The sequence below is a fragment of the Thermoplasmata archaeon genome, from assembly GCA_036395115.1.
Classification (GTDB): Archaea; Thermoplasmatota; Thermoplasmata; order RBG-16-68-12; family RBG-16-68-12; genus RBG-16-68-12.
This window is the reverse complement of the sequence record DASWDU010000030.1, coordinates 14,622-38,589: the sequence shown is the minus strand read 5'-3', so window position 1 is coordinate 38,589 and position 23,968 is coordinate 14,622. Positions and strand designations below refer to the sequence as shown.

Below are 23,968 nucleotides of genomic sequence, written 5' to 3'. Positions count from 1 at the left end.
TCGACGGAAGACTTAAGTCGAGGCGCCGCGTTCGAACGCGACGTGATGCCCCCGGAGGAACTGCCGCTCGTCGTGACGGAGGGCGCCGTCCGCCGGATCCACGTGTTGCAGCAGAAGGAGAGCAAACCGGGCGCCTCGTTGCGCCTGCGGATCATCGCGGGCGGCTGCAGCGGAATGCAGTACCGCATGGACCTCGCGGACGCCCCGCGGCCGACGGACCTCGTCGTCGCGGAGCAGGACGTCAAGGTGTTCGTCGACCCGAAGAGCATGACGTACCTGCGCGGGTCGAGGCTGGACTGGGAGGAAGACCTCTTCGGCGGGCAATTCAAGATCACCAACCCGAACGCGAAGCATTCGTGTTCGTGCGGGCTGAGCTTCACGATCTGAGCCGGCGGCGGTCAGAGGGCCTGGGCGAGCATCTCGGCCAGGTCGACGATGCTCAGCTGCATGTTCCGCCTCTGGGCGATATCGGAGAAGTGCATCTCGGCGTGCGGGCACGTCGTGACGAGGCTCGTCGCGCCCGTGTCCTCCACCGCGTCGAGGCGCCGCTGTCCCACTCCGGCGGCTTGCTCCGGGAAGACGGCCGGGAAGCCGCCGCCAGCCCCCGAGCAGAGCGCGTCCTCCTTCGAGGGGAGGATCTCGAGGATCTTGAGGTCCTTGATGAACTTCAACGCCTGGCGCGGCGGCTCGTACACCTTGCTGACGCGGGACAGGTGGCACGCGTCGTGGAACGCGACCTTCTGCGGCAGCGGCTTCGTGAACGCGATCCGCTTCTCCCGGATCAGCTTCTCGACGTAATGCGCGATGTGAAACACGCTGAACGGCGGGTTCCCGCCCCACTGCTTGTAGTCCCGGGCGAACGCCCGGTAGCACTCGGCGCACGCGGTCACGAGGACCTTCGCGCCGGTCTCCTGGACCGCCCGGACGTTGTGCGGCATGAGCTCCTTCTTCGTCACCTCTTGGTAGCCCATCCGAGCGATCGGCGCGCCGGAGCACCATTCCTCCGTCCCGAGGATCTTGTACGGCACCCGCGCGGCGTTCAGGATCTTCACGACGGCCCGGGCGATCTGCTGCTTCTTGTAGCTCGCGACGCAGCCCACCCAGTAGATGACCTCCGGGGTCTCCGATTGGACGGCCTCCGGGGGGATCCACGCGGCGCGCGCCTCGGCCGGCTCGCCGAACAAGTTGTGCGTTTCCCGGACGTTCTCCAGATACGGCTCGAGCTGCGGCCGGGCGTACCCGGAGTTCACCATCCACGCCTTGACGTCGTCCCACAGGGTGTCGAACGGGATGTCGACGGGGCAAATCGCCTCGCAGGCGCCGCAGCCGGTGCACTCCCACGCGTTTCGCGCGAAGTCTTCGCCCGGCTTCACGTGACGGCCGAGCAGGCGGTCCAGCGGCCCGCGCATCTCGTATTGCCGCAGCGCGAAGATCCGGCCCCGGGGGGATGCGCCCTCCCAGCCCGCCTCCTGGTACGCCGGGCACACGGGGACGCAGTAGCCGCACATCGTGCACGCGTGGACGTCTTCCTGAATGGGAGGCATCTTCGCGAGGCGGGGCATGCGATTCCACCCACCGTCTCAGGTGCGGAGCTCCTCGAGCTGTCGCGCCGCCTCAGCGGCCTCCCGGTCTTCGTCGTCCGCGAGTTCCTCCAAGACAGCCCGGGTCGGTCGGTCGGTGCGTGCGGCCTCCTCCCGGAACACGGCCGCGGACTTCCGGCCCGCATCCGCGGCGATCTCCCACGCCTTCGACAGTGTGATCTCCTTCTCGAATGCGTACCGGGCCGCGCCGCAGTTCGGGCACTGGTTCGGCATCGCCTTCGTTTCCGCGACGTAGCCGCAGACGTAGCACGTGACCTTCGAGACGACGTCCATGGGATAAATCCCCGGGAGGATCGCGGCGTCTTTCGCGGACCGGCCGGTCACGGACTCGAGCCGTGCGAGCTGCGCCTTCTTCCGTCGGCCGAGGTCCTCGAAGGCGACTTTCACCCGCACCTCCGCGACCGCGGCGTTCGCGAGGTCGTAGAACGTGACGCCCTCGACGAGCGCGCCGATCGCCCGCGCCAGGGCCTCCGACGCCTTCCCGCCCGTCGAGGTCAAGGTGACTTCCACCCCCGGAAACTTGCACCCGCAGATACAGGCGAGGGAATATCAAGATTGGGGCCCGATACCGGCCTCGATTCGGGGCGGATCAGATGCCCCAACCGAACTGCTTCTTCGCCGTCTCGGACATCATCTCAGGCGTCCACGGCGGATCCCAGACGATGTCGACCTTCGCCTCTTTGACCCCCGGCAATTGCTCGAGTTTCCGCTTGACGTCCTGATGGATGTATGCGGACGCCGGGCATCCCGGCGCGGTGAGGGTCATTTTCACGCCGACCTTGCCGTCGGCCGGGTTCAGGTCGATGTTATAGACGAGGCCGAGGTCGTAGATGTTGATCGGAATCTCCGGGTCGTAACACTTCCGGAGCACGCTGATCACATCGTCCTTCGTCGCCATGTGCGTGCCTCGCCGTTTCCTACGGGACCGGTCCGCTATTAACGTTCCGGTTCCGGTTCGGGCGTGAGGGCCTTCCGGCCCGCGAAGCCGGCCTCCAGCGTGTGCCACCACCCGAGGCGGTCCTCGCCGCGCTGCCAGCAGAGATAGGCGACCTCGTTCCCGACGCGCGCGGCGAAGTCGACGAGGCCGCGGGCCACGTCCTTCGGCTCGCAACCGAGGGCGCGGATCTCGTCTACCGTCCCTTGGACGGAACGCTCGAGGTCCGCGTGCTCGGAAAGGGCATCGGCGTATGCCTCGCGGTCCTTCGCCGGCGCGGTAACGAGGCCTTCGCCCCAGTACGCCTCCGCGTCGTCGATCAGGTCCCGCAGCTCGCGCAGCCGCGCAAGCATCGGGTCGATCTGCCGGAACAGATGTTCGAGTCGCGGGATGAGGTCGTTCGCCTCCCTCACCGTGAACAAGCGCACGGGCGCGTCGGAATGCATGCGGAGATCCGCGGGGCCACCCATCGCGATCCTCGGAACTTCCATTGACGTGGGAGGAGATTACCCTTTGCCTAGGTGGTCACCCGGCAGCGGTTTCGCCGCGGTGGTTGCCCACCGCATCGCGCTTCCGTTAGAGAACTGCCGGGCACGCGCTATGGTCAAATGGAGGGCCGCTTCGTCCGGATTTCACCTTCATTCATCTCCCTCCGATACATCCATAGACACGGCAACCAAAGGAAGGATCACCGAGACCCCCGGTGGAAGACCACCGTCCGAGTGGTCCGCCCGGCATGACGCGCACTGCGCAGAACACGGGCGGGCCCGGGGTGCGACGATGGCGTCGCATCTCGGGGGAGCGACGGCCCATCCGTGGGCCCAACCGGGCCAACCCGGCCTCCCATCAGGAGGCCAAGAGGTGTACGGTTCCACCCCGGTGCCCTCCGCCGTGATGCGATGAGTCCCCACTACGACCTCCCAGGGCGCCTGGGAGGCGCACCGGAGGAGCGGAAGCGGAGTGGAGTTCGCTTGCGGGAACGGCTTCACGGCCATCACCCGCAAACCGTATAGAACCGCCCTACGTCAGGTGGTGCGCGCTCCGGACCGCCCGCGCCGCTGCCACCATGTTCCGGAGTTTCGCTTGGGCCTCCTCGACCGTCCGCGTCTTCAGGCCGCAATCCGGGTCGACGTAGAGCTTGCTCGGCTCGAAGATCGTCAAGGCCTTCTCGATCCGATCGCGGATGAGCGATTCGGGCTCGACCACGTGGCTGTGCACGTCGACGACCCCGAAGGCGATCTCCTTCGTCAGCGGCTCCTTCTTGAACCGATCGAGGAGGTCGAGCCCCGAATTCGACATCTCGAGGTCGAGTTGGTCGACGGGCAGTTTGTTGAAGTACTCGAAGATCTCGTTGTAGTTCCCGTAGCAGGTGTGGAGGATCGTCTTCGCCTCGAGGCCGCTCGTCACGACCCCGACGGCTTTCACGAGCAACGGCAGCTCGTCGAACCGCGTCGAGAGGGCGGGCTCGTCGACCTGGACGATCTTCGCGCCCGCCGCCTCGAGGGCGACCACCTCCCGATGCAGCAGCTTCGCGAAGGCGAGACACGCCTCCTCCCGCGAGCCGTAGAACTCGTCGAACGACCAGTCCATCATCGTGTACGGGCCCGTAATCATCCCTTTGACCGGCTTTTTGGTCCGGGCCTGCGCGAACCGGAACCAGTCGACGCTAATCGGCCCGTGCACGCCGAGCTCGTCAACGATGATCGGCTTCTTGTAATAGCGGTTGCCGTACGAACGCACGAGCCCCGAGATCTCCGTGCCCTCGATGTTCTCCGCAAAATACGTCGCCATGTCGCCCCGGTACTGCTCGCCGTCGACCGGGATGTCGATGCCGATTTCCTCTTGGAAGCGGATCCACTCCGCGGTCGCCTTCTCCTCGAGGTCCCGGAGGCTTGCTTTCGCAAGGTCACCTCTCGCGGCCTTCGTGCGAGCCCGCTGCAAATAGTCGGGCTTGGGGAACGAGCCGACGCTCGTCGTCAGAAGGGCGCTCATCCGCCCACTCCTACCGTCTTCGCCGAGGCCGCCAGGATGCGCAGCTTCTCCCGCGCCCGATCCCGCGGCAGGAATTCCAGGCCGTTCGACGGCGACAGATACGATCTCACGAGATCGACGGCGTCTTTCAGTTCGCGCACCTTCCTGGCGACCGCATCGGGTTCCTCCTGTTTCGTGTTCCGCGCATCGATGACGCCGAGTACCACCGGCTTGTCGGAGCCGTGCTTCACGATCGCGGACCACGTGGCGGCTCCTTGCACGAGATCGAAGCCGAAGAGGTCTGCGGGCGCCCCGATCAAATCCTGGTATGCCTTCGCCACGTCCCCGAAGTATGTGAAGAGCGTGAGGGCCGATCGTCCCTTCTGCGCGCGAATCCGCTCGAGCCCCTCGATGGCCAGGGAAAGGTCCGAAGGAGACCGGGTCAACGCGGGCTCGTCGATCTGGATGTGAGCCGCTCCGGCGTTCGCAAGCGCGCTCACCTCTTCGCCGAGCGCGGCCGCGAGGTCGAGCGTGAGGGCCCTCTTCTTCCCGTAGTGCTTGTCGAGCGAGAGCGAGGCCAGCGTCAGCGGCCCCGTGAGGACCGCTTTCACGGGAGCTCGCGAGTGCGCCTGGGCAAACGTCCATTCGTCGACCAGGATCGGCCGCTTCCACGCGACGGCTCCCCGGACCACCGGTTGGCGGTAGTACGTGTTCGTGTCGAAGTACCGCACCAGCCCGTCGACCTCGATCCCCTCGAGTCCCCGCGCGACGTGGCTCTGGCTGTCGTACCAAGCGATTTGGCCGTCCGTCACGACATCGATGCCGGCCTCGATCTGTTCGCGGAGCACGTTCGTCGTGACCTCGCGTTCCGCCTCGCGGAGCTGCGCCGCGTCGATTTCCTCTTTGTCGAACCGGGCAATCGCGCGGCGGAGGGATTGCTCTTCGAACGTGTCTCCCACGCGAGGATAGTTTCCGACGACCGTCGTACGGACCATCAGTGAGCCTCCAGCGGAGGGGCCTGTGGATAATGGGAATAGCATAAAAGAGTTACAATTCGCTTAGGAATAATCGCGCGACGGCGGTGCGGCTATTTCTCGACCTGTTCCTCGAGCAGCTTGACCTCGCCCTGCAGGTTGATGTGGTAGAATCCCTCGAGGTCCTTGTAGCCGATTTCCTCCATATGGAGGCAGTCAACCGGGCAGACGTCGACGCATTGCTGGCAGCCGATGCATTTCGTGTAGTCGAACTCCGGGATGACGATCGGCTTGCCTTTGCGGTCGTTCGGGCCGTCGAGCATGTCGATGCAACGGGTCGGACACTCCCGCTCGCATTTGCGGCAGCCGATGCAGACGTCCACCTCGAGGATCGGGTGCTCCCCCATGCGGTTGATGAGGACGATCTCCTTGTCCGAGTTCTCCTTCGGCATGCGGAGTTCGTCCGCCTTGTAGTAGAGGTCCTCGCGCGCGTAGTCCGCGAGCTCGAACTCCTGCGTGAAGTTCCACGCGTCCGTCGGGCAGTACTCCATGCAGTTGCCGCAGAACAGGCAATGGCCGACGTCGACGGCGGGCCGGCGGATGATCTTCTTCATCTCGTCGAGCTGGGCGCGGCTCGGGTTCAAGTACTCCGAGGTCGGCCCGACCTCGTAGAACTCGAAGTAGATGCACTCGTTCGGGCAGACCTTTGCGCAGAGCTCGCAACCAATGCACTTGAACCAGTCGATGCTGTGTTGGCCTCGGTAGGCCAGAGGGAGTTCAACCTTCTGATACGGATAGAGGTGTGTCACGGGCTTCCGGCCGCCGGGGACGAGGCGGTTGATCCCGGGCATCGTGACGAGCGCCTGCTTGATCGTCGCGAGCAGCGGCCGGACCGTGCCGCCGATTGTGCCGACCTTCCGGCGCCCGCGGTTAGCTTCGGACTTGGGGGACTTCATACGTGTACTCGCCCTTCTGCATGTCCATCAGCTGGCCCTCGCGCGCGCTCACGAGGCGGCCCTTCTTCGTCCGCACCCATCCGCTCCGCTCGGCCTTGATCTTCGCGCTGAGCTTGAGGAAGCCGTCGATCAGGGCCTCCGGTCGCACCGGGCAGCCGGGGATGAAGATGTCCGTGGGCACGAACGTGTACGAGCCCTTGACGACGGAGTACGAATCGTAGTACGGCCCGCCGCAGATCGTGCACTCGCCCATCGCGATGACCCACTTCGGCTCGGCCATCTGCTCGTACAGCCGGCGGACGGCGGGACGGAGCTTCAGGGAGATCGGGCCGTTCAGCAAGAGGACGTCGCACTGCCTCGGTGAGGACCGATAGATGACGCCGAACCGCTCGACGTCGTACCTCGGGTCCGAGGTCGCCGCCATCTCGATCGCGCAACACATGATGCCGAAGTGCAACGGCCACGTCGAGTTGCGTTTCGCCCAGTTGAAGAACTCGCCTACGATGCCGCCCTTGAGCCGCTCGAGGAGCGCGCCGCCGGGCCCCCGCTTCATCGGCGCGTCGATGTTCTGTTCGACCCAATCGACGAAGTCCTTCGATCGGAGGCCCACGATGTTCGCCTGTTCCGCGCGCTGGATCATGGGCTCATGGCCTCCGTCCGCTCGCCGGTCGCCTTCGGCCGGACGCCTCGAATGCCCGAATCGCTCTTAACCCTTCCTTCCTGGCCGTGCACGGATGGGAACGACGGCTTGGGCGTGATCGATTCCCCGGATGAAATGTACGAGCAGGCCGGCTTAAAGGTGTGGTACATTCTCGGTCACATCGGGCTCCGCGCCTCGAGGCCGCCCCACGTCGCCCACCACGGTTCGTCGGAGAAGAGGACGCCCGGATTCAGGACGCCGCCGGGGTCGAGGGCCGCCTTGATCCTCCGCATGACGTCGTAGACGGCGGGACCCCAGATCCTCGGAAGCGTCTCCGCGCGGATTCGGCCGATCCCGTGCTCCGCCGACGGAACGCCGCGGAACCGCTCGAGGACCGCGTCGTCGAACTCCACGCGCAACGTCCGCATCCGTTCGAAGTCGTTCGGGTCCGTCGGATCGAAAAAGGGACGGTAGTGCGTGCTGCCGTCGCCGATGTGCCCATAGATCCCGGCGGCCGTGTCGTTCCGCCGCGCGAGGTCGACGAGGAAGGCGATGAACTCCGGCACGCGGTCGCGCGGGACGATCGGGTCTTCGACGAAGCCCCACGCCTTCCGCCGGCCCGGCCGCTGCGTAATCGTCGGCAGCAGGGACCGCCGGACCTTCCAGAGGGCCGCTTGCCGCTCCGGATCGTGGGCGACCTCGACGTCGCGACTCAGTCGGAAATGGGGGGCGATTCCCTCGACGATCGCCCTCGCAATTCCGTCCAAGTCGCCCTCGTCGAACTCGACGAGGAGCAACGCCTCCGCGGACACCGGGACACCGAGCGCGTCTCGAGGGAGGAGCCGCAGGGACTCGCCATCGATTGCCTCCATCGCGCTCGGACCGAGCGGGGCGATGTCCCTGACGAGCGCACCGAGCTCTTCAAACCGCTCGAGGTACACGAGGAGCGTAAGCCGCCGGCGAGGGACCGGCAGGACCCGCAGCGTCGCCTGCGTCACGATCCCGAGCGTGCCTTCACTCCCGACGAACAGGGATGCGAGAGGGAACACCCCTCGCTCCAGGGACTCTGCGATCGTGAAGACGTCATACCCGCAGGCGTGCTTCCGGATCGGCCGCCTCGCAGCGAGGATCTCCGGTCGATGCGACCCGATCGCGTCGCGGACGGTCTCCATCGCCGGCGCCCGGCTCACGAGGTCCTCCCAATCCGAGCCGCCGATCGCGATGTCGTGAGCGTCGAGCACGGTGCCGTCGGCGAGCGCGACGCGCAACGCGAGCACGTGGTCCCTCGTCTGACCGTACTTCACGGTTCGGTAGCCCGACGCGTTGTGGCCGATCATGCCACCGATCCGGCAGAGGTCCTGGCTACCGGGGTCGGGGGCGAAGCGGACGCCCTTCTCCCGGAGGAACGCGTTCAGCTCCGACAAGAGGATGCCGGGTTCGACGCGGACCCAGCCGCCCGCCGCATCGAACTCGAGGACCCGGTGGAACCCCGTCGTGTCGAGGACCACGCCCGGCCCGATGGCGGCGCCGGAGAGAGACGTGCCCGACGCGCGCGGCGTCAGCGCCACCCTCCGCTCCCGGCAGACGGCGAGGGCCCGCAGCACGTCCTCCTCGGACCGCACCGCCACGACGGCCCGGGGCTCGACGACGCACGGGCTCGCGTCGGTCGCATACGAATGGCGGGTCCGCTCGTCCGTGAAGACGTTGTCGCGGCCGAGGCGCTCTTCGAGGGCCCGACGCAACGCCCCTTCCTCCGCGTCGGTTCCCGCCATCGGGCGGCAGCCATCGACCGCGAGGTATTCCCCTTTTCGGGACCCGGGTGTCACCGGGATGGGTAACAACGTTTATGCGGGCCGTTGCCTTCGACGGGGCCCGTGCCCATCAACCCGGATCGCGTCCGGAAGCTCATGGACCACGGCCTCACGGAGTATCAGGCCCGTGTCTACTTGACGCTCCTCGACCTCGGCACGGCGACCGCGAGCCAGGTGCCGCCGATGTCGAAGGTCCCCCGGACGCGCATCTATTCGACGATGCAGCAGCTCCATGAGAAAGGACTCGTCCAGATCCTCCCGGAGACGCCGCTGCGCTACAAGGCAGTCCCATTCGCGTCGTACCTACGGACCCTTGCGGACGACCTGCGGTCCCGCGCGACCCAGCTCGACGCCGGGCTCGACTCGCTCGCGAAGGAGTTCGCGATCAGCGCGCGGCAGGAGCCGGAGTCCCGCGGACGGTTCGAGGCAATCTACGGCCGGAAGAACGTGCGCGAGCGGCTGCTGAAGATGTACGACTCCTCGACGCGCGAGGTGATCGGCATCGGGACGACGAAGAGCCCCGGGCGCATCCTCGGCGCCTTCACGCCGAACCTCGTCGAGAAATCAAAGCAGGGCGTCCGCTTGAAGTACGCATTCTGCTTCACGCCGGAGAACCGCGAGGACGTGCGGACTCTCCTGCGCCATGCGGAGGTCCGGCACATCGATTTCATGATGCCTGTGTACATGCACGTCTTCGACGGTGCCGAGTTCCTCATGAGCCACCCGATCCCGGACGACGATTCCTCGTACCGGGGCGACGACATCGCGATCTGGACGGACGATCCGGCGATCGCCAATGCGATGTCCGAGATGTCCGAACGGATCTGGGAGCTGGGCACGCCGGCCGCCGAGATGCTCGGCGGCTCGCGAGGCGCGAAGCGCGCCGTCCTCACGACGAGTTGAACGTGAGCCGCTGAAGGAGCTTCGTGAGGTCCGTCCTCGGCTCGCCGTGCGGTCCCGCGATCGGCTGCAGGGCAGGCGGGTTGTCGAGGTATGTCGGCACGCGCTGTGCGATGCGCTCCTCGAACGTCGGGACGTGCTCGTTCTTGTAGAACACCCCGATCGGGATGCGGTCGCCCCACTCGAGCGCCTTCTCGAGCGCACGTGTCGCCTTGGCCTCGATCTCGGCCGGTTCATGGACGATTGGATCGAACCCTTCGTCTTCGAGCTTGTAGACGCGCGGGAGCGCGCGGCCCGACGCCGGGTCCTTGCGATCCTCGCCGCCGTACCACTCCTTCGTGTTGATGTCGTTGTACGTCGGGCAGGGCTGGAGGACGTCAAGGAACGCGTAGCCCTTGTGCTCGATTCCCTGTTTGATGAGCGCGACGAGGTGCTTGATGTCGTACGAGTATCCGCGGCCGACCCAGGTCGCGCCAGCCGCGAGGGCGAGCCAGATCGGGTTGACGGCGTCGTTGATGTTCGGGTGGGCGAGGGACTTCGTCTGGACGCCGAGCTTCAACGTCGGCGCGGCCTGGCCCTTCGTGAGCCCGTAGACGCCGTTGTCGTAAATGATGTAGAGCATGTCGAGATTCCTCCGCCCCGCGTTCACGAAGTGTCCGCCGCCGATCCCGAGGCCGTCCCCGTCGCCGCTCAGGCAGAGGACCTTGAGCTGAGGGTTCGCGAGCTTGACGCCGGTCGCGTACGGCAGGGCGCGTCCGTGGAGCGTGTGCACGCCGTACGTCTGCACATAGTGAATCGTCTTCGCGGAGCATCCGATCCCGGACACGATCGTCACACGATGCGGTTCCATCTTCAGCTCGGCGAGCGCCATCTGGATCGTCCGGAGGATGCCGAAGTCGCCGCATCCGGGACACCAGTCGTTGTGGACCTGCGTCGCGAAATCGGATGACTTCAGAACCTGCTCAAGTGCCATGGGTCAACACCGTCCTCTTCTCCGCCTTCCCGCGGAGGATCGCCCGGATCGCCTCGTACAGCTCCGTATTCGACATCGGCCGGCCGTTGTACTTCTGGATGAAGTGGGTCATCGCGATCCCTGTCCGCTCGCGGACGATCCCGGCGAGCTGCGCTCCGAAGTTCATCTCGACGCCAATGCGGCGCCTCGCCTTCGCGACGTGCGCGAGGACCTCGTCGACGGGAAACGGGTTGATGAGGCGGACGTGCAGGTAGCCGATCTTCGCGCCCTCCGCCCAGAGGCGGTCGAGCGCGTCCAGGAGGGGGCCCTTCGTCGAGCCCCACGACACGATGACGGTCGGCGCCCCCTGCGGCCCGAAGTACTTGACCTTGACGTCGGAGGGGATCTCGCGGGCCGCGAGGTCGAGCTTCGCGAACCGCTTCTCCATCATCGCGTCCCGGACCGCCGGATCCTCCGTGATGTGGCCGAACTCGTCGTGCTCGTCGCCCGTGTTCCAGAAGATCGTGCCGTCTTGGCCGAGGAACGACCGAGGGGACACCGGCCCGTTCCCGAGGTCGAACCGCTTGTACGGATTGTCCTTCGAATGGCCTCCGTTCGGATCGGCGAGCGCGCCCCGGTCGACCCTCAGGTCGGAGAGGTCCGGCACCTCGAGCGTCGCGTAGCTGCTCGCGAGCGCCTTGTCGACGAGGTGGATCACCGGCATCTGGTACCGGTCCGCGTAGTTGAACGCGAGGAAGCCGTCGCGGATGCACTCCTCGAAGTCGCCGGACGCGAGGAGAATCCGCGGCGCCTCGCCGTGGCCCGCATGGAGCGCGAACCGAAGGTCGCCTTGCTCGTGACGCGTCGGCATCCCGGTGCTCGGGCCCGCCCGCTGGTACAGTGTGATGACGAGAGGCACCTCGTTAATCGAGGCCCATCCGATTCCCTCCATCATGAGGGAGAAGCCCGGTCCCGACGTGGCGGTCGCCGACCGTGCTCCGGTCAACGCGGCGCCGGTCGCCATCGTCACCGCGGCGATCTCGTCTTCCGTCTGCACCACCAGGATCGAGGAACCCTTCTCCTTCCCGGCGTCCGCCGCATCCGGCGCGAGGCCGTGACCGTTCAGCTCGAGGACCTCGTTCTCCTCGAGGAACTCGCTCTCGTCCGAGGCGGGGGTGATCGGGTAGTACGTCTGGAAGCGCATGCCTCCGTACAGCTTGCCGAGCGCCGTCGCCTGGCTGCCGGTCAAGAAGAGCCGCGGCTCCGTCCGGGCGACCCGCTCGAGGCGATACCCGAAATCGGGCGCGAGGGACTTCGCCAGCTCGTACGCTTTCCGCGCTCCCGAGGCGTTCATGCTCACGACCTTCGGCTTGTTGCGGAACACGTCCGCGAGGGCCGTTTCCATCATCGAGAAATCGAACCCGAGGAGGCCGAACGACGCGCCGACCGCGAGCATGTTCACGACGCGGGAGATCTTGCTGAGCTGGTCGATCTTGAATTCGTCGGCAATGTGCTCGATGAGGTCCTTGAACGGGATTGGGACGAGGGTCACGCCGCGTTGCTTCGACGCGGTGAGCATGTCGTCGAGCGTCTCGCCGACGCCGCGGGAAATCAGGTAGGTCTTCAGGTCGGCGTACAGGCGCTTCTCGATCGTCGGGACGTCGGACAGACGCGTCTTGCCGAGGGACGGATCGTACACGATCACGCCGTCGTCCGTGACCTCCCGTGCATGGCGGAAGAGCGTCTCCGCCTCGAACGTCGCAAGGACGTTCACCGCATCGATGTGGGAGCGCACGATGTGCGTGTGCGCGCGGAGATGGAAGTACGAATGCTCGCCCATGATGTTCGAATAGAATTCCCGCTTGCCGAAGACGTGCAGGCCGCCCTCGGCGCACGCGCGCGCGAAGACGTTCGCCGACGAGTCGACGCCGCTCCCCTGGGGGCCCCCGATCATCCAGGAGACATCGTTCCGCGTCACGGTCGCCGCGCCCATAGGATCACGTCGCCCCTACGCCCCAAGGCGAGGGCCTTCTTGGGAGTTTACTAATTCGTCGGGAGCCCCTTTGAACGAATCGGTCGATTGTCCGGAGCCAGGGGCGCCCGCTCCCTCGTTTTCGGACATCCGTTTGGCTCCGGTCGTGCCACGCAAGCGCCCCATATCAAACCTTTCCTCCGATTCGCGCCGGACTGAATCCAAGGTCGCGCCGCTCAGCCCGTGGGGCCGGACGGCGTGTTGACTTTCGGCGCGCGCCCGCGCGGCAGGACGAGCTGTTGCATGAACCCCTCCATGAACTGGAAGCGGTTGCGGAGGGTCACCTCGCTCACCCCTGCGATCTTCGCGATCGCTTTCTGCGGTCGGCGCTCGCCGCTCGCCAGCGACGCCAGGTAGATCGCCGCCGCCGCGGTCCCAGCGGGGGAGAGGGACATCGAGCTGTCGATCTTCTCGAGCTCCTTCAGGATCTTCTGGGCCTCCGCCTCGACCGCGTTGCTCAGTCCGAGGCGGGAGCAGAATCGGCTCACGTAGTCGGACGGACGGGACGGCGGAACCCGCAACGTCAACGCACGGAGGAGCGCGCCGTACGCCTTGCCGATCGTCTTCTTCCGGACGCCCGTCACCTGCTGTAACTCGTCGAGCGTCCGTGGGACGCCGTCGATGCGGCACGCGGCGTAGACCGCCGCTGCGACGATTGCCTCGATCGAGCGGCCCCGCACGAGGCCCTTCTCGAGCGCCTTCTTGCAGATGAACCCGGCTTCGTCCTTGACGGGCCGAGGGAGGCCCATGAGCGAGGCGACGCGGTCGAGCGAGCGAATCGTCTCGGGCAGGCTCCGCTCCCCCGGGCGGGAATGGCCGGAGTGGCGCTGCAGCTTCCGCATACGGTAGAACTTCTCGCGTTCCCGCAGCGGGATTGTGTTCCCGCGGGCGTCTTTGTTGGCGAGCGGGATGACCGTCGTCAGGCCCGAGGCGCCTGCGACGTAGCTGCGGGGGGCTCCGGTCCGCGCGAGGCGATCGTTCTCCTCGACGGAATAGGCCGCCCACTCCGGTCCCTCGTCGATCGCGCTCTCACTAACGACGAGGCCGCAGGAATCGCAGACGAGCTCGCCGCGCGCGTAGTCGCGCACGAGGTGCTCGCTCCCGCATTCGGGACAGACCCGATCCTCTTCGACGATCGGATCTGCCGGCGCCGTTGTCGGCATGAAACCCTTCCGATCGTTCCCGGTGGGGATCAATAGACTGAATATAACGCGTTTATATTATACCTTGTCATCGTGACGAGTGACACTCCGGGGACCTCCCGCCGGGACGGGAGGAAAGGGAGGTCGTCAGGACGAAGGACGTCCTAAGGGCCAGTGACGGGTCCGGGAGGGCAGGAGATCCGACCCCTGTGACGGCGCTCTCACGCGTCGTCGACCGTCCTTCGGGCCGTGGGCGTTCGGACGAGCGCGCGTCCGTACGGAACGTTGGCAAGGTTAATGTCCCGCCCGCTCTCTCGTCCGATGGCGAGGGTGCATGACGGACTATCGCACCGAGAAAGACTTCCTCGGAGAGCTCAAAGTCCCGAAAGACGCATATTGGGGCGCCCAGACCCAGCGGGCCATCGAGAACTTCCCGATCAGCGGGATCCGGTTCGGCCGGCGCTTCATCTACGCGCTCGGGCTCATCAAGAAGGCGGCGGCGGAGACGAACATGGAGCTGGGCCTCCTCGACTCGAAGATCGGCAAGGCGATCGTCAAGGCCGCGGAGGACGTCATGGAGGGCAAGCTCGACACCCAGTTCCCGCTCGACATCTTCCAGACGGGCAGCGGCACCTCGACGAATATGAACGCGAACGAGGTGATCGCGAACCGAGCGAACGAGATCCTCGGGACGCCGCTCGGCGAGAAGGGAGCCGTCCACCCGAACGACCACGTGAACATGGGCCAGTCCTCGAACGACGTTATCCCGACGGCCATCCATGTGGCCGCCCTGATCGAGGTCGACCAGAATCTCCTCCCGGCGCTCCGCGAACTTGAGGACAGCCTGGCGAAGAAGGCGAAGGAGTTCGACCCGATCGTCAAGGCGGGCCGCACCCACCTGATGGACGCGACGCCGATCCGGCTGGGCCAGGAATTCTCCGGCTACCAGTCGCAGATCGACCATGGCATCCGCCGGATCAGCGCCGCGCGGGCGGCCCTCGCGGAGCTCGCCATCGGCGGGACCGCGGTCGGGACGGGGATCAATGCCCATCCGGACATGCCGGGCCGGGTCGTCGAGAAGATCAGCGCCGCCACGAACACGAGGTTCCGCGTCGCGGAGAACTACTTCGAGGCGCAGGGCGCCCGGGACGCGCTCGTCGAGGCGAGCGGGGCCATCCGGACGGTCGCCGTCTCGATGATGAAGATCGCGAACGACCTGCGCTGGCTGGGCTCCGGCCCGCACACGGGGCTGCGGGAGCTGAACCTCCCGGCGGTGCAGCCGGGGTCGTCGATCATGCCGGGCAAGGTGAACCCCGTTATCCCGGAGGCGGTCATGCAGGTCGCGGTCACGGTGATCGGGAACGACGTCGCGATCGCGGTCGCGAACACCCATTCGAACCTCGACCTGTCGACGATGATGCCGGTGATGTCGCAGAGGCTGCAGCAGAACATCGAACTCCTCGCGAACGTGGCGCGCGTGTTCGCGCACAAGTGCGTCGATGGCATCAGCGCGAACATCGACGTCCTGCAGCGGTACGCGGAATCGAGCCCCGCGATCGCGGCGAGGCTGAACCCGATCATCGGCTACGAGAAGGCGGCGGAGATCGCCAAAGAAGCGGGGCGCACCGGGAAGACGGTCAAGCAGCTCGTGATCGAGAAGGGGATCCTTAGCCCGGAGGAAGCGGAAAAGGTATTGGACCCGAGGCACCTGACGTCCCCGAGCAAGGACATGCTCGGGGGCGGTGGCGGGTGACGTACGGGCGCGTGAGGGATCCGAAGGGAATCGCCGTCCTGTTCGAGACGCATCTTCGGGACGGGGCGGACGGTCCTCGATTGAGGGCACTTTAAGCGAGGACAATTCATGGTCGAGTGCGACACCGCCAACGCCAGGCTGAGTGCGCTTGCTACTTTCATGGGAGGGTTGTCCTTCATTGGCCTAATCTTGTCCATCAGCATCATGACGGGGAAGGAGAGGCAGGTCACGGCAACCCTGCTTATCGCGGAGTCCGTGAACGTCGTCTTCCTGTTGACCTCGATCGTGCTCTTCCTTACGAGTGCGGTGACTCTGGCCTCGGCCTACTTTGAGTCGGGCGTCCCAAAGGACATCGGTTTGCGTCGAGCCCGTCGTATGAACGTTTCCGGAACCATCCTGACGTTTTGGGCGATTTCCGCCCTCCTGCTTGTCGCTTTCGGCTTCACGCCTCAAGCGATTCTCTACGCCCTTGTCGCCATCCTCGCCCCAATCGCTTTCCTGATCGCCCGGCGGGTACAAGGGGTTCCGCTCTAGCTCAGCAACGGGGTGGGATGACGGTAGGAACGATGGACCGGCGGACACGGTGAGCGGCGCCACCTCTTCTGGGAAGCCACTCGTGACGAAGCTGGGCATTCGGTCGGGCGACACCGTCGCATTTCGCGGGGCGCCTCCCGGATACCGCAAGATCCTCGGGCCCTTGCCGGAGGGAGTCCGGATCGTCAGTCCGGAGTCCGGCGATCTCGATTTCGTCCAAGTATTCGTCCGAAGCCAGGACGAGCTCAGGGGGCAGCTGCGAGACCTCCGGGGCCGGATCAAGCCCACGGGAATGATCTGGGTCTCTTGGCCGAAGCAGGCATCGTCCGTCGCGACGGACCTGACGGAGACGCATGTGCGGGAGATTGCGATTGACGCCCGGCTCGTCGACGTCAAGGTCGCGGCGATCGACTCGATCTGGTCCGGCCTGAAGCTGGTCATTCGGGTGACGGATCGAGGATAAGGCGACGGCGACTACCCACCGACTAGCCTCTCCGTGTCGATCTGGGCCTTTTGCAGACGCCCGGAGTAATCCACGTACACCGTTTTCCAGTAGGTGAACTCCTCGAGCGCCGTGGTGCCGGCCTCGCGCGTGTCCGTCGGGCCCGTCTCCTTGATGCCGCCGAACGGCAGCTGGACCTCCGCGCCGATCGTCGGCGCGTTCACGTACGTGATGCCGGCCTCGAGGTCCTGCATCGCGCGGAAGGACCAACGAAGATCGTTCGTGTAGATCGAGGAGCTCAACCCGTACTTCACGGAGTTGGCGATCGCCACCGCGTCGTCGTAGTCCCGAGCCTTCAGGACGCTCAGGACCGGCCCGAAGATCTCCTCCTGCGCGAGGCGCTTCTTGGGGTCGACCGCGAAGACCGTCGGGGCGATGTAGAACCCGCGGTCGTAGGCGCCACCCGCCAGCTTCTTCCCGCCGGTCAGCAGCGTATCGCCTTCCTTCTTCCCGATCTCGATGTACTCGAGCACCTTCGCCTCCTGATCGGGGGAGGCCACGGGGCCCATGTCCGTCGTCTCGTCGAGTGGGTTGCCGATGCGTAACTCTTCCGCGCGCGCGACGAGGTCGTCGACGACCCGATCGTAGATTGCCTCGTGGACGATCAGCCGCGACGTCGCGGTGCACCGCTGCCCCGCCGTCCCGAAGGCGCCGAACATCACGCCGTCCATCAGGAGGTCGAGGTCCGCGTCGTCCATCGCGATGATCGCGTTCTTGCCGCCGAGCTCCAGCCCGACCTTGATCATCTTCTTCGCCGCGCTCTCGTAGACGTGTTTCCCGGTGTCGACGCCACCCGTGAAGGAAATCGCGCGGATGTCGGGATGGGCCACCAGGCCGTCCCCCACGACGGACCCGCTTCCCGTTAACATGTTAACAACGCCCGGGGGAAATCCGGCCTCGTCGAGGACCTCGACGAACTTGGCGGCGCACAGCGGCGTGAGGCTCGACGGCTTCAGCACGATCGGACAACCGGCGATTAACGCGGCCCCGCTCTTCCATCCGGGGATCGCCATGGGGAAGTTCCACGGCGTGATGAGGCCCACCAGCCCGACGGGCAGCCGGATCGTCAGGCACATCTTGCTCGGCAACTCCGACGGCACGGTCTCGCCGAACATCCGCCGCCCCTCGCCGGCCGCGTACTCGTAGAAGTCGATGACCTCCTGCACGTCGCCGCGGCCTTCCGCGATGACCTTCCCCATTTCCGAGGTCACGACGCGGCCCAGGTCTTCCTTCTTCCGGCGAAAGATCCGCGCGGCCTCGAGGAGGAGTTCCCCGCGCCGAGGCGCGGGCGTCCTCTTCCACTTCTCGAAGGCGTCCTTCGAGGCACGGACGGCGGCATGGAGGTCGTCCTTCGTGGCGTTCGGGAACGTCGCGAGGATCTCGCCCGTCGCGGGGTTTCGCGTCTCGAAGCGCTTGCCTTCGGACTTCCGCCATTTTCCGCCGATGAAGAGGCCGAACTCGTGGACCATCGTCCTCGCCGGCGAAGAAAGGCCCGGCTAGGCTATCACCTTATCGTGGGAGCCGCGCGGGTCCTCGTGGACATCGCGCTTTACGATCGCCCGGGCCGCGGCGAGGAGGTCGCTCCCGACGACGTCGGGCGACCACGGGCGCACCTCCGCGGCGAAGCGCTTGCGCCACGCGGCCGGCCCGACCCACGCGGTCCGACAGCCGAAGGCACGGCCCGTCTGCACGTCGAGCGGTTTGTCGCCGATCATCCAAGCGGTCCTCGGCCGCGCCCCCAGATCGCGCGCTGCCGCGAGGAGCATCCCTGGCCGGGGCTTGCGGCACGCGCAATCCGACAGCACGTTGTGCGGACAGTAGTACACCTCCGCGACGCGGACGCCCGCCTCCTGGAGCCTCGCGATCATCGATGCGTGAATCCGCGTGAGCCCTCGCTCCGAGAGCAGCTTCCAGCCGGAGGCGTCCTGGTTCGTCACGACCACGAGCCGCCACCCGCGGTCCTGCAGGAGCCGCATCCCGTCGATCGCGCGAGGCAGGAACTCGAACTGTTCCGGCGTCCGCACGTACCCCGGTCGGCCGCGGTTGATCACGCCGTCCCGATCGAGGAACACGGTTGGCCGGTCGTGGGGCTTCGTGCTTTCCGAGATTCCGTGTCGTTTCACATGCAGCGCCCGACGAGCCTCCGGGGACTGCACGAAGAAATCGACGAGCCCCCACTTCGCGAACGGGTTGCGGGTCAGGGTCATCGCCTTGTCCACCGTGAACCAGTCGACGTCCTCGATCTCGTCGGCCTTCAGACGGAATTCCTCCGAGGCCACGTGGCCCTTGTAGACGAATCCGAGCGTGTAGGCCGGCTTGCCGGGGAAGCCGGACACGAAGACATCCAGCAGGCCGTCGAGGCCGATGTCGACTCCAATCTCCTCCTCCACCTCCCGCTCTACGCCGGCCTCGGGGCTCTCGCCGTAGTCCATGAATCCGCCCGGGACGTTCCAATGGCCCTTGGAGAACCCCCGGACCGCCTTGACCATCAACACCCGCGCACCCTTCGACAGGATGACCTCGGACACGCACCGGATCATCGTCGTGTAGATCGCGCGCTTGACGAGCGGATCGACGTCCGCCCGCTCGAAGATCGCGTCGCGGCCCAGCCACTCCTCCGGGTGGTGGTCGAGGACCGGTTTCCGCTTCATGACGACGTCCGCGCCGAGATCTATCCGGCCGTTCGGTTGCGTGGGGAACGGCAACCGTTCGTCCGCGCGGGGGAACCGGAACGTGCCGCGGTCCCGGACGAGGTACACCTGTCCGTCCGTCTCGACGTAGACAGATTCGCGGCGCGGCTTCCGGGCCATGCCGGCCCAACGATGCCCGTGGGCCGTATTAATGGTCACGCGGCCGGCGTCCCGACGTCAGTCCCGGACCTTCAGCGCAATCGACTAGCAGTCGCGGAGCGATGACTGAAGGTTCCATTAGACACCGTGGAGTCACACGCTCGCGGGGCCGTAGCTCCGGCTAGCTCGGTGGACGAGACCCTTCTTGCGGCCTCTCTTCTCGTAGTGAATTCCGTCGTTTCCGGCGTCTCAGGATCACAAGGGCCCCGACGATTGCACCGATCGGGATCACAACGGCAGCAGCCAGGATCGGTAGGCCGACTCCGAGGATTCCCGGCTCGCCCTGAGTCGTGGGCGGAGGAGGAAGCGAGGGCTCGGGCACGGTGACGTTCAGCACGATCGAGTCTTCGGCCTCGTGGCCGGAGGAGTCGACCGCTTTCAGCGTGATTCTCTGGAGTCCGGGAGAGAGGTATATCGACAGTTGGCTCCCGTTGCCCAGGACGCCGTCTCGGTCCGACGACCATTCGAGCCGGTCGTCCGGAATCGCCCGATCCTCAAGATCGACCACTTCACCGCGGAGGAGTATCTGATCGTCCGTCGTAAAATTCGTGTGGGTGGATGGTTGCAGAATCGTGACGGTCGGCGGCTTATCCTCGATGGCGAAGGGGACGTCTGAGGTGTCAGAGACCGTGTAGAATCCGTCGCTCGCCGAGACTCTTAGGAGTACCCGCTCTCCACCGCGGAGGGTCGACGATTCAACCGTGAAGGTGGTCTCTGTGAGGTTCCCAACGAGGAGTTCCCAGGTCAGGCCCCCATCGAGGCTGTACTGGAGTGTGTAGAGCAGCGGCTGCCCGTCCGGGTCGGCGCCGGTCCAAGTGACGGTCTGCGTCCCGGTCCAGTTCTCTTCGCCTATCGGCGACGTCAGTGTCACGGTCGGAGGATTCGCGGAGCGGACATGTTCGGCGAGGAGGACCCCACCTTGGGACAACCGAATCGCCACGGCGGACGACACGTACGGCAGCAGGATCGTGAAGCCTTCCGAGTCCAAGGAATTGCCCTCGATGTCGGCGAAGGAACGCGTGAAATTCTCCGAGGCGAGGATCGTTCGGTCAGCGCCGACGAGTTCCAACTGGTAAGGAGTCGCGTTAGGATTGCTGGCATTCACCCTCCGCGGAAACAGGGGTGCTCTTAGCGTCTCATGGAGCACGCTGTCGATCGAGGCCCTCCCGGACGGAAAAACGCGTCCCGCCACCTTGAAGACATCACTCGAGGCGGCCGTCGCAACCGGGCCATCCGGGGAAGCCGAGGACGCGGGTAAGCCCGGGGCGAGCAGCCGCGTGAAGAGGTGGGCCCAGTGATAGTCCGAAATCCAGGCACCATTGAAATTGTTCGAGACCGTGGAGGGCCAGCCGCCACAGTACGACATGAGGTCATTCGCCGTGTCCGGCCAGACCGTCAAGGCGGTCGCCGCGTTGGGAAAACGGGTATCGAACCCAAAATCACTCCCCGGGTCACCGATGTTGTCATTGGCCCGTGGCCAGTTCGGATCAGGCCCTTTGGCTCCACAGCCCCACGTCACGTCGCCGTTGTTGTTCGGGTTCGACACATGTCTCCCCCAGGTCCCGGAATCCGATAGGTCGAGGAGGTGGATTATTTCGTGGGCCATCGTCTCCTCGCTGCACCCTTGGAGCGCCATCCCGGCCGCCGCCGTCCCCCAATGGTCATTCCACCACCACGCGCCAGCCAGGCCGATCGTTCCAGAGACGCCGCACGTCCCGGCGAGGAACCCGTAGACGAGATCGGGGGTCTGGGTTGTATAGACGTCGAAGAAGACGTCTTCCAGCGCATTGATTAGCGGTTCGCTGATTCCGCCGGTCCAATACCCGACCTGCTGCCAGCTGCCTTGAACGAACGTGACCTTGTGGGTGGGATAAACGGCCCGAAGGAAATTCTCTTGGGCTTGGATGCCGGCCGCGGTGGGGAGTCCGGCGGGCGTCTTGATGGGGACCAGATAGATTCGGAGATCCCAGTGCTTCGAGAATTGGAACGTCCGCTCCTTCATCCAGTTATTCTTGTGATTCGTTTCCTGGATGCCGGCCCAGACCGCCGTGGTGATGAACCCCCTCAGGGTCAAGCTCTCATGGTTCGTCCAAGACGCCGGAAGTTGTATGTTGGCACTGTCCGCCAGGGTGAGCCGGCTGCTCGCCAGGGCAGGTTTGGCGTAAACGTAACCGGTGACGGTTCCGAGGCCGACCCCGTTCGATGAACCGAACAAGAAGACTCGCGACAGCGTCTGAGGCGCGCCCGATGGGCCCGATTGGACATAGACTCTGACGACCGTGGCCTTGCCCTTGACGAGCGGTATGTAGACCGGGTTGGCACTCTGGAAGTTGTCCACTTTGCCAATGGCCTGTGTGATCTCAATCCCGGTGATCGACAAGTCCCGAGTTGTCCCAAAGAGGCCAAATGAACATCCTGACCCGTCCGGCTCCGTGCAGCCCGAGACCTTGTAATCCCTCTCGGAGAGGACGTTCGTCGCAGGCGTGATGGGACTTCCGCCGTTTTCCTGGTAGATGAGACTGAACCCGACGGTCTGTCCCTGACTCAGACTGAAATCGTGGGAATTGTCGGAGGTGTCCAGGGGGTGCGCCATCTCGAACCACCACACCCCGCCACCGTACCCGGCCTTTCCGGCTCCGTCGATCGTCCCGCCGGACGATGTGTCACCCAGCTGGCCTCCGCCGACCGCATACAAGTCGTTGAACGTACTGTCGCCGCACATGATCAGGAGATCGTCGCCATCTTGCTTTCCCGCGCCCCCGCTGCTGAGGGGGCCGCTGTGATTGTTGTCAAAGAGAAGGGTCACGCAATCGTACGAATCCTTGTCATCGTTGTAGATTTCCACCGCAATATAGAGGTTGATGGCGTCATTCATCATGTGGATTTTTCCACTGAGCCCATTCGGATCATTCCACGACAGATCGAAAAACGATGTCGCCGCGTTCGCCCATTCGCTGGTGCACCCGCCACCCCACGTCGCAAGGCAGTCGTCGAGACCGTTAATTCTCGGCGGGAAGGTTGTCCATGCCGACAGTGTCGAGAGCGGATTGTGCGCCTCGACGGTAACCACGACACCCGGCGCCGCGGCCGACAGTACTACCAACACGACGGAGCAAAGAAGAACGCGTTTGTACTGACCGAGAATCACGAATCGACCCCCCTCGCTGCGGCCCGCAACAACCAGGGGTCGCTTAACGCTTCCGATGGCCGTTGTTCAAGCTAAGCCGGCGAACTTGTGCGACGCCGCCCCGATCCCGCCGCGCGATCTTCCGGCGCTAGTCTCGCTCCTTCAGGGCGATGCTCACGCCGTCGCGGAGCGGCACGATCGACGTGACCATGCGCGGATCCTTCGCGAGGCGCTCGTTGTACGTCCGGATGGCCTGCGTCTCGCTCGACCGATCCTTGCGCGCCACGTCGCCCCGCCACAAGACGTTGTCCGTCACGAGGAGCCCGCCCACGCGAAGCCTCTCGATGCACGGCTCGAGGACCGCCGGGTATCCGGCCTTGTCGATGTCGTTGAAGATGAAGTCGAACGGGCCTTTCAGGTCCGCGAGAATCGACTGCGCCGGTCCGAGGAGGATCCTCACTTTCTTCGCGACGCCCGTCTTCTCGAGGTTCTTGCGCGCGATCTCCGCGGTCTCGGGGTTGTGCTCGACGGTTACGATCTCGCCGTCGTCCGGCAACGCGCGCGCGAGCCACGTGCCGGAATATCCGATGGCGGTGCCCAGCTCGAGGATCCGCTTCGCGCGCACCGACCGCGCGAGGATGTGAAGCAGGCTCCCCTCCGCGGCCCCGACGATCGGCCATCCTTCATCGAGACCTTGCTTCTCGACGGCCCGGAGCGCCGCATCCCCGCGGTTCGCAAGGCCGTCGATGTACTCGTCGATCTCCTCGTAGACGATCACGCGCGCCACTCCGCACCACCGCGGCGGCGAGCGCCGTCCCCGGTCATGAACCTTCTGCGGTCCCGTTGACAAAAGATTATCCCGGTTCGCATCGCATCGTGGGCCGGGATGGGCCATGTGCAAACTCACGAAGACGGACAGCGCCGTCCTGTCGTGGTACCTTGAGACGGAGTACGTCAACGAGATCATGGCGCGGGGCTACGCGGCCCGGCCGAACCTCGACCTGCCGGCGTCCCGGAAGCGTCCGTCGCCAGGGACCTAGCTCTGCGAGAGGACGTTGTCGAGTTCGTCCGCGCGCCGCTCCCACTGCGCCGCTTTGTCGTTCAGGTGGTGCGCTCGATCCGTCATCCGATTCGCCTTCACGCGCGCCTTCGCCGCCTTCGATCGGAGTTTCGCGGCCTTCGCGCGGTCCCGCAATTCGTGCTCTGGGGGGCGGGCGGGCGCCCGCGGAGGGACGGGACGATCGAGCGGCGGAGGCGGCATGGTTTCGTCGCCCTGCTGCATGATGGCGC

General features: G+C 65.6%; 23 protein-coding genes. 6 read left to right on the top strand and 17 right to left on the bottom strand.

The window, feature by feature from the left end; translation table 11 throughout:
* The first annotated feature begins 45 nt into the window (after positions 1–45).
* Entirely contained in the window at positions 46–387 is a 342-nt protein-coding gene (locus VF992_06920; protein ID HEX9340884.1) for an iron-sulfur cluster assembly accessory protein, read from the top strand.
* 11 nt (positions 388–398) lie between these two features.
* Here the strand turns inward: VF992_06920 and VF992_06915 are convergent, their stop codons facing one another.
* From VF992_06915 to VF992_06875, 9 genes are all read right to left on the bottom strand, one after another.
* Positions 399–1,562, bottom strand: a complete 1,164-nt coding sequence (locus tag VF992_06915) for a (Fe-S)-binding protein (protein HEX9340883.1) — start codon at positions 1,560–1,562, stop codon at positions 399–401.
* An 18-nt stretch (positions 1,563–1,580) separates the two neighbouring features.
* Positions 1,581–2,099 carry a hypothetical protein gene (locus VF992_06910; protein HEX9340882.1) on the bottom strand — a complete coding sequence of 173 codons (519 nt, stop codon included), beginning with the start codon at positions 2,097–2,099 and terminating at the stop codon, positions 1,581–1,583.
* A 91-nt stretch (positions 2,100–2,190) separates the two neighbouring features.
* On the bottom strand, positions 2,191–2,499 hold the full coding sequence (locus VF992_06905) for a metal-sulfur cluster assembly factor (GenBank protein HEX9340881.1): 309 nt from the start codon (positions 2,497–2,499) through the stop codon (positions 2,191–2,193).
* 38 nt (positions 2,500–2,537) lie between these two features.
* Positions 2,538–3,005, bottom strand: a complete 468-nt coding sequence (locus tag VF992_06900) for a DUF2203 domain-containing protein (GenBank protein HEX9340880.1) — start codon at positions 3,003–3,005, stop codon at positions 2,538–2,540.
* A 550-nt stretch (positions 3,006–3,555) separates the two neighbouring features.
* On the bottom strand, positions 3,556–4,527 hold the full coding sequence (locus VF992_06895; protein HEX9340879.1) for a methionine synthase: 972 nt from the start codon (positions 4,525–4,527) through the stop codon (positions 3,556–3,558).
* A complete protein-coding gene (locus VF992_06890) occupies positions 4,524–5,501 on the bottom strand; it encodes a methylcobamide--CoM methyltransferase (GenBank protein ID HEX9340878.1) in 978 nt (325 codons plus the stop codon). Before VF992_06890 ends, VF992_06895 begins: the two co-directional genes overlap by 4 nt.
* A 92-nt stretch (positions 5,502–5,593) precedes the next feature.
* Entirely contained in the window at positions 5,594–6,436 is an 843-nt protein-coding gene (locus tag VF992_06885; GenBank protein HEX9340877.1) for a 4Fe-4S binding protein, read from the bottom strand.
* Positions 6,411–7,076: an NADH-quinone oxidoreductase subunit NuoB gene (gene nuoB / locus VF992_06880; GenBank protein ID HEX9340876.1), complete on the bottom strand. Its 666-nt coding sequence runs from the start codon at positions 7,074–7,076 to the stop codon at positions 6,411–6,413. The genes VF992_06885 and nuoB overlap by 26 nt, the downstream gene beginning before the upstream one ends.
* A gap of 176 nt (positions 7,077–7,252) precedes the next feature.
* Complete coding sequence (locus VF992_06875) at positions 7,253–8,848, bottom strand: FAD-binding oxidoreductase (protein ID HEX9340875.1); 1,596 nt, start codon at positions 8,846–8,848, stop codon at positions 7,253–7,255.
* 102 nt (positions 8,849–8,950) lie between these two features.
* On the opposite strand from VF992_06875, the gene VF992_06870 reads away from it, so the two are divergent.
* Complete coding sequence (locus tag VF992_06870; protein ID HEX9340874.1) at positions 8,951–9,790, top strand: helix-turn-helix domain-containing protein; 840 nt, start codon at positions 8,951–8,953, stop codon at positions 9,788–9,790.
* Here VF992_06870 and VF992_06865 read toward each other — a convergent pair.
* The 3 genes from VF992_06865 to VF992_06855 all read right to left on the bottom strand — a co-directional run bounded on the left by VF992_06865 (position 9,777) and on the right by VF992_06855 (position 13,934).
* Complete coding sequence (locus VF992_06865; GenBank protein HEX9340873.1) at positions 9,777–10,760, bottom strand: 2-oxoacid:ferredoxin oxidoreductase subunit beta; 984 nt, start codon at positions 10,758–10,760, stop codon at positions 9,777–9,779. The two genes, VF992_06870 and VF992_06865, sit on opposite strands and share 14 nt — an antisense overlap.
* The gene (locus VF992_06860) at positions 10,750–12,717 is read right to left on the bottom strand and encodes a 2-oxoacid:ferredoxin oxidoreductase subunit alpha (GenBank protein ID HEX9340872.1); all 1,968 of its coding nucleotides are present in this window, start codon (positions 12,715–12,717) and stop codon (positions 10,750–10,752) included. The genes VF992_06865 and VF992_06860 overlap by 11 nt, the downstream gene beginning before the upstream one ends.
* A gap of 230 nt (positions 12,718–12,947) precedes the next feature.
* Positions 12,948–13,934, bottom strand: coding sequence for a TFIIB-type zinc ribbon-containing protein (locus VF992_06855; protein HEX9340871.1), 987 nt, complete (start codon positions 13,932–13,934; stop codon positions 12,948–12,950).
* Positions 13,935–14,247: 313 nt separating this feature from the next.
* Between VF992_06855 and VF992_06850 the strand changes: the two genes are divergently transcribed.
* From VF992_06850 to VF992_06840, 3 genes are all read left to right on the top strand, one after another.
* Positions 14,248–15,666: a class II fumarate hydratase gene (locus VF992_06850; GenBank protein ID HEX9340870.1), complete on the top strand. Its 1,419-nt coding sequence runs from the start codon at positions 14,248–14,250 to the stop codon at positions 15,664–15,666.
* 108 nt (positions 15,667–15,774) lie between these two features.
* Positions 15,775–16,200, top strand: a complete 426-nt coding sequence (locus VF992_06845; protein HEX9340869.1) for a hypothetical protein — start codon at positions 15,775–15,777, stop codon at positions 16,198–16,200.
* Positions 16,201–16,282: 82 nt separating this feature from the next.
* Positions 16,283–16,663 (top strand): DUF3052 family protein, encoded by a 381-nt coding sequence (locus tag VF992_06840; protein HEX9340868.1) that lies wholly within the window; start codon positions 16,283–16,285, stop codon positions 16,661–16,663.
* 11 nt (positions 16,664–16,674) lie between these two features.
* On the opposite strand, the gene VF992_06835 is transcribed toward VF992_06840, so the two are convergent.
* From VF992_06835 to VF992_06820, 4 genes are all read right to left on the bottom strand, one after another.
* Entirely contained in the window at positions 16,675–18,171 is a 1,497-nt protein-coding gene (locus VF992_06835) for an aldehyde dehydrogenase family protein (protein ID HEX9340867.1), read from the bottom strand.
* Positions 18,172–18,198: 27 nt separating this feature from the next.
* On the bottom strand, positions 18,199–19,512 hold the full coding sequence (locus VF992_06830; GenBank protein ID HEX9340866.1) for an HAD-IIIA family hydrolase: 1,314 nt from the start codon (positions 19,510–19,512) through the stop codon (positions 18,199–18,201).
* Positions 19,513–19,672: 160 nt separating this feature from the next.
* Positions 19,673–22,429 carry a hypothetical protein gene (locus VF992_06825; GenBank protein HEX9340865.1) on the bottom strand — a complete coding sequence of 919 codons (2,757 nt, stop codon included), beginning with the start codon at positions 22,427–22,429 and terminating at the stop codon, positions 19,673–19,675.
* Between the two features lie 397 nt (positions 22,430–22,826).
* Positions 22,827–23,465 (bottom strand): O-methyltransferase, encoded by a 639-nt coding sequence (locus VF992_06820; GenBank protein HEX9340864.1) that lies wholly within the window; start codon positions 23,463–23,465, stop codon positions 22,827–22,829.
* Positions 23,466–23,571: 106 nt separating this feature from the next.
* Here VF992_06820 and VF992_06815 point away from each other — a divergent pair, with 106 nt between their 5' ends.
* Complete coding sequence (locus VF992_06815) at positions 23,572–23,718, top strand: hypothetical protein (protein HEX9340863.1); 147 nt, start codon at positions 23,572–23,574, stop codon at positions 23,716–23,718.
* Here VF992_06815 and VF992_06810 read toward each other — a convergent pair.
* Positions 23,715–23,960 (bottom strand): hypothetical protein, encoded by a 246-nt coding sequence (locus VF992_06810; GenBank protein HEX9340862.1) that lies wholly within the window; start codon positions 23,958–23,960, stop codon positions 23,715–23,717. The two genes, VF992_06815 and VF992_06810, sit on opposite strands and share 4 nt — an antisense overlap.
* Positions 23,961–23,968 lie beyond the last annotated feature (8 nt).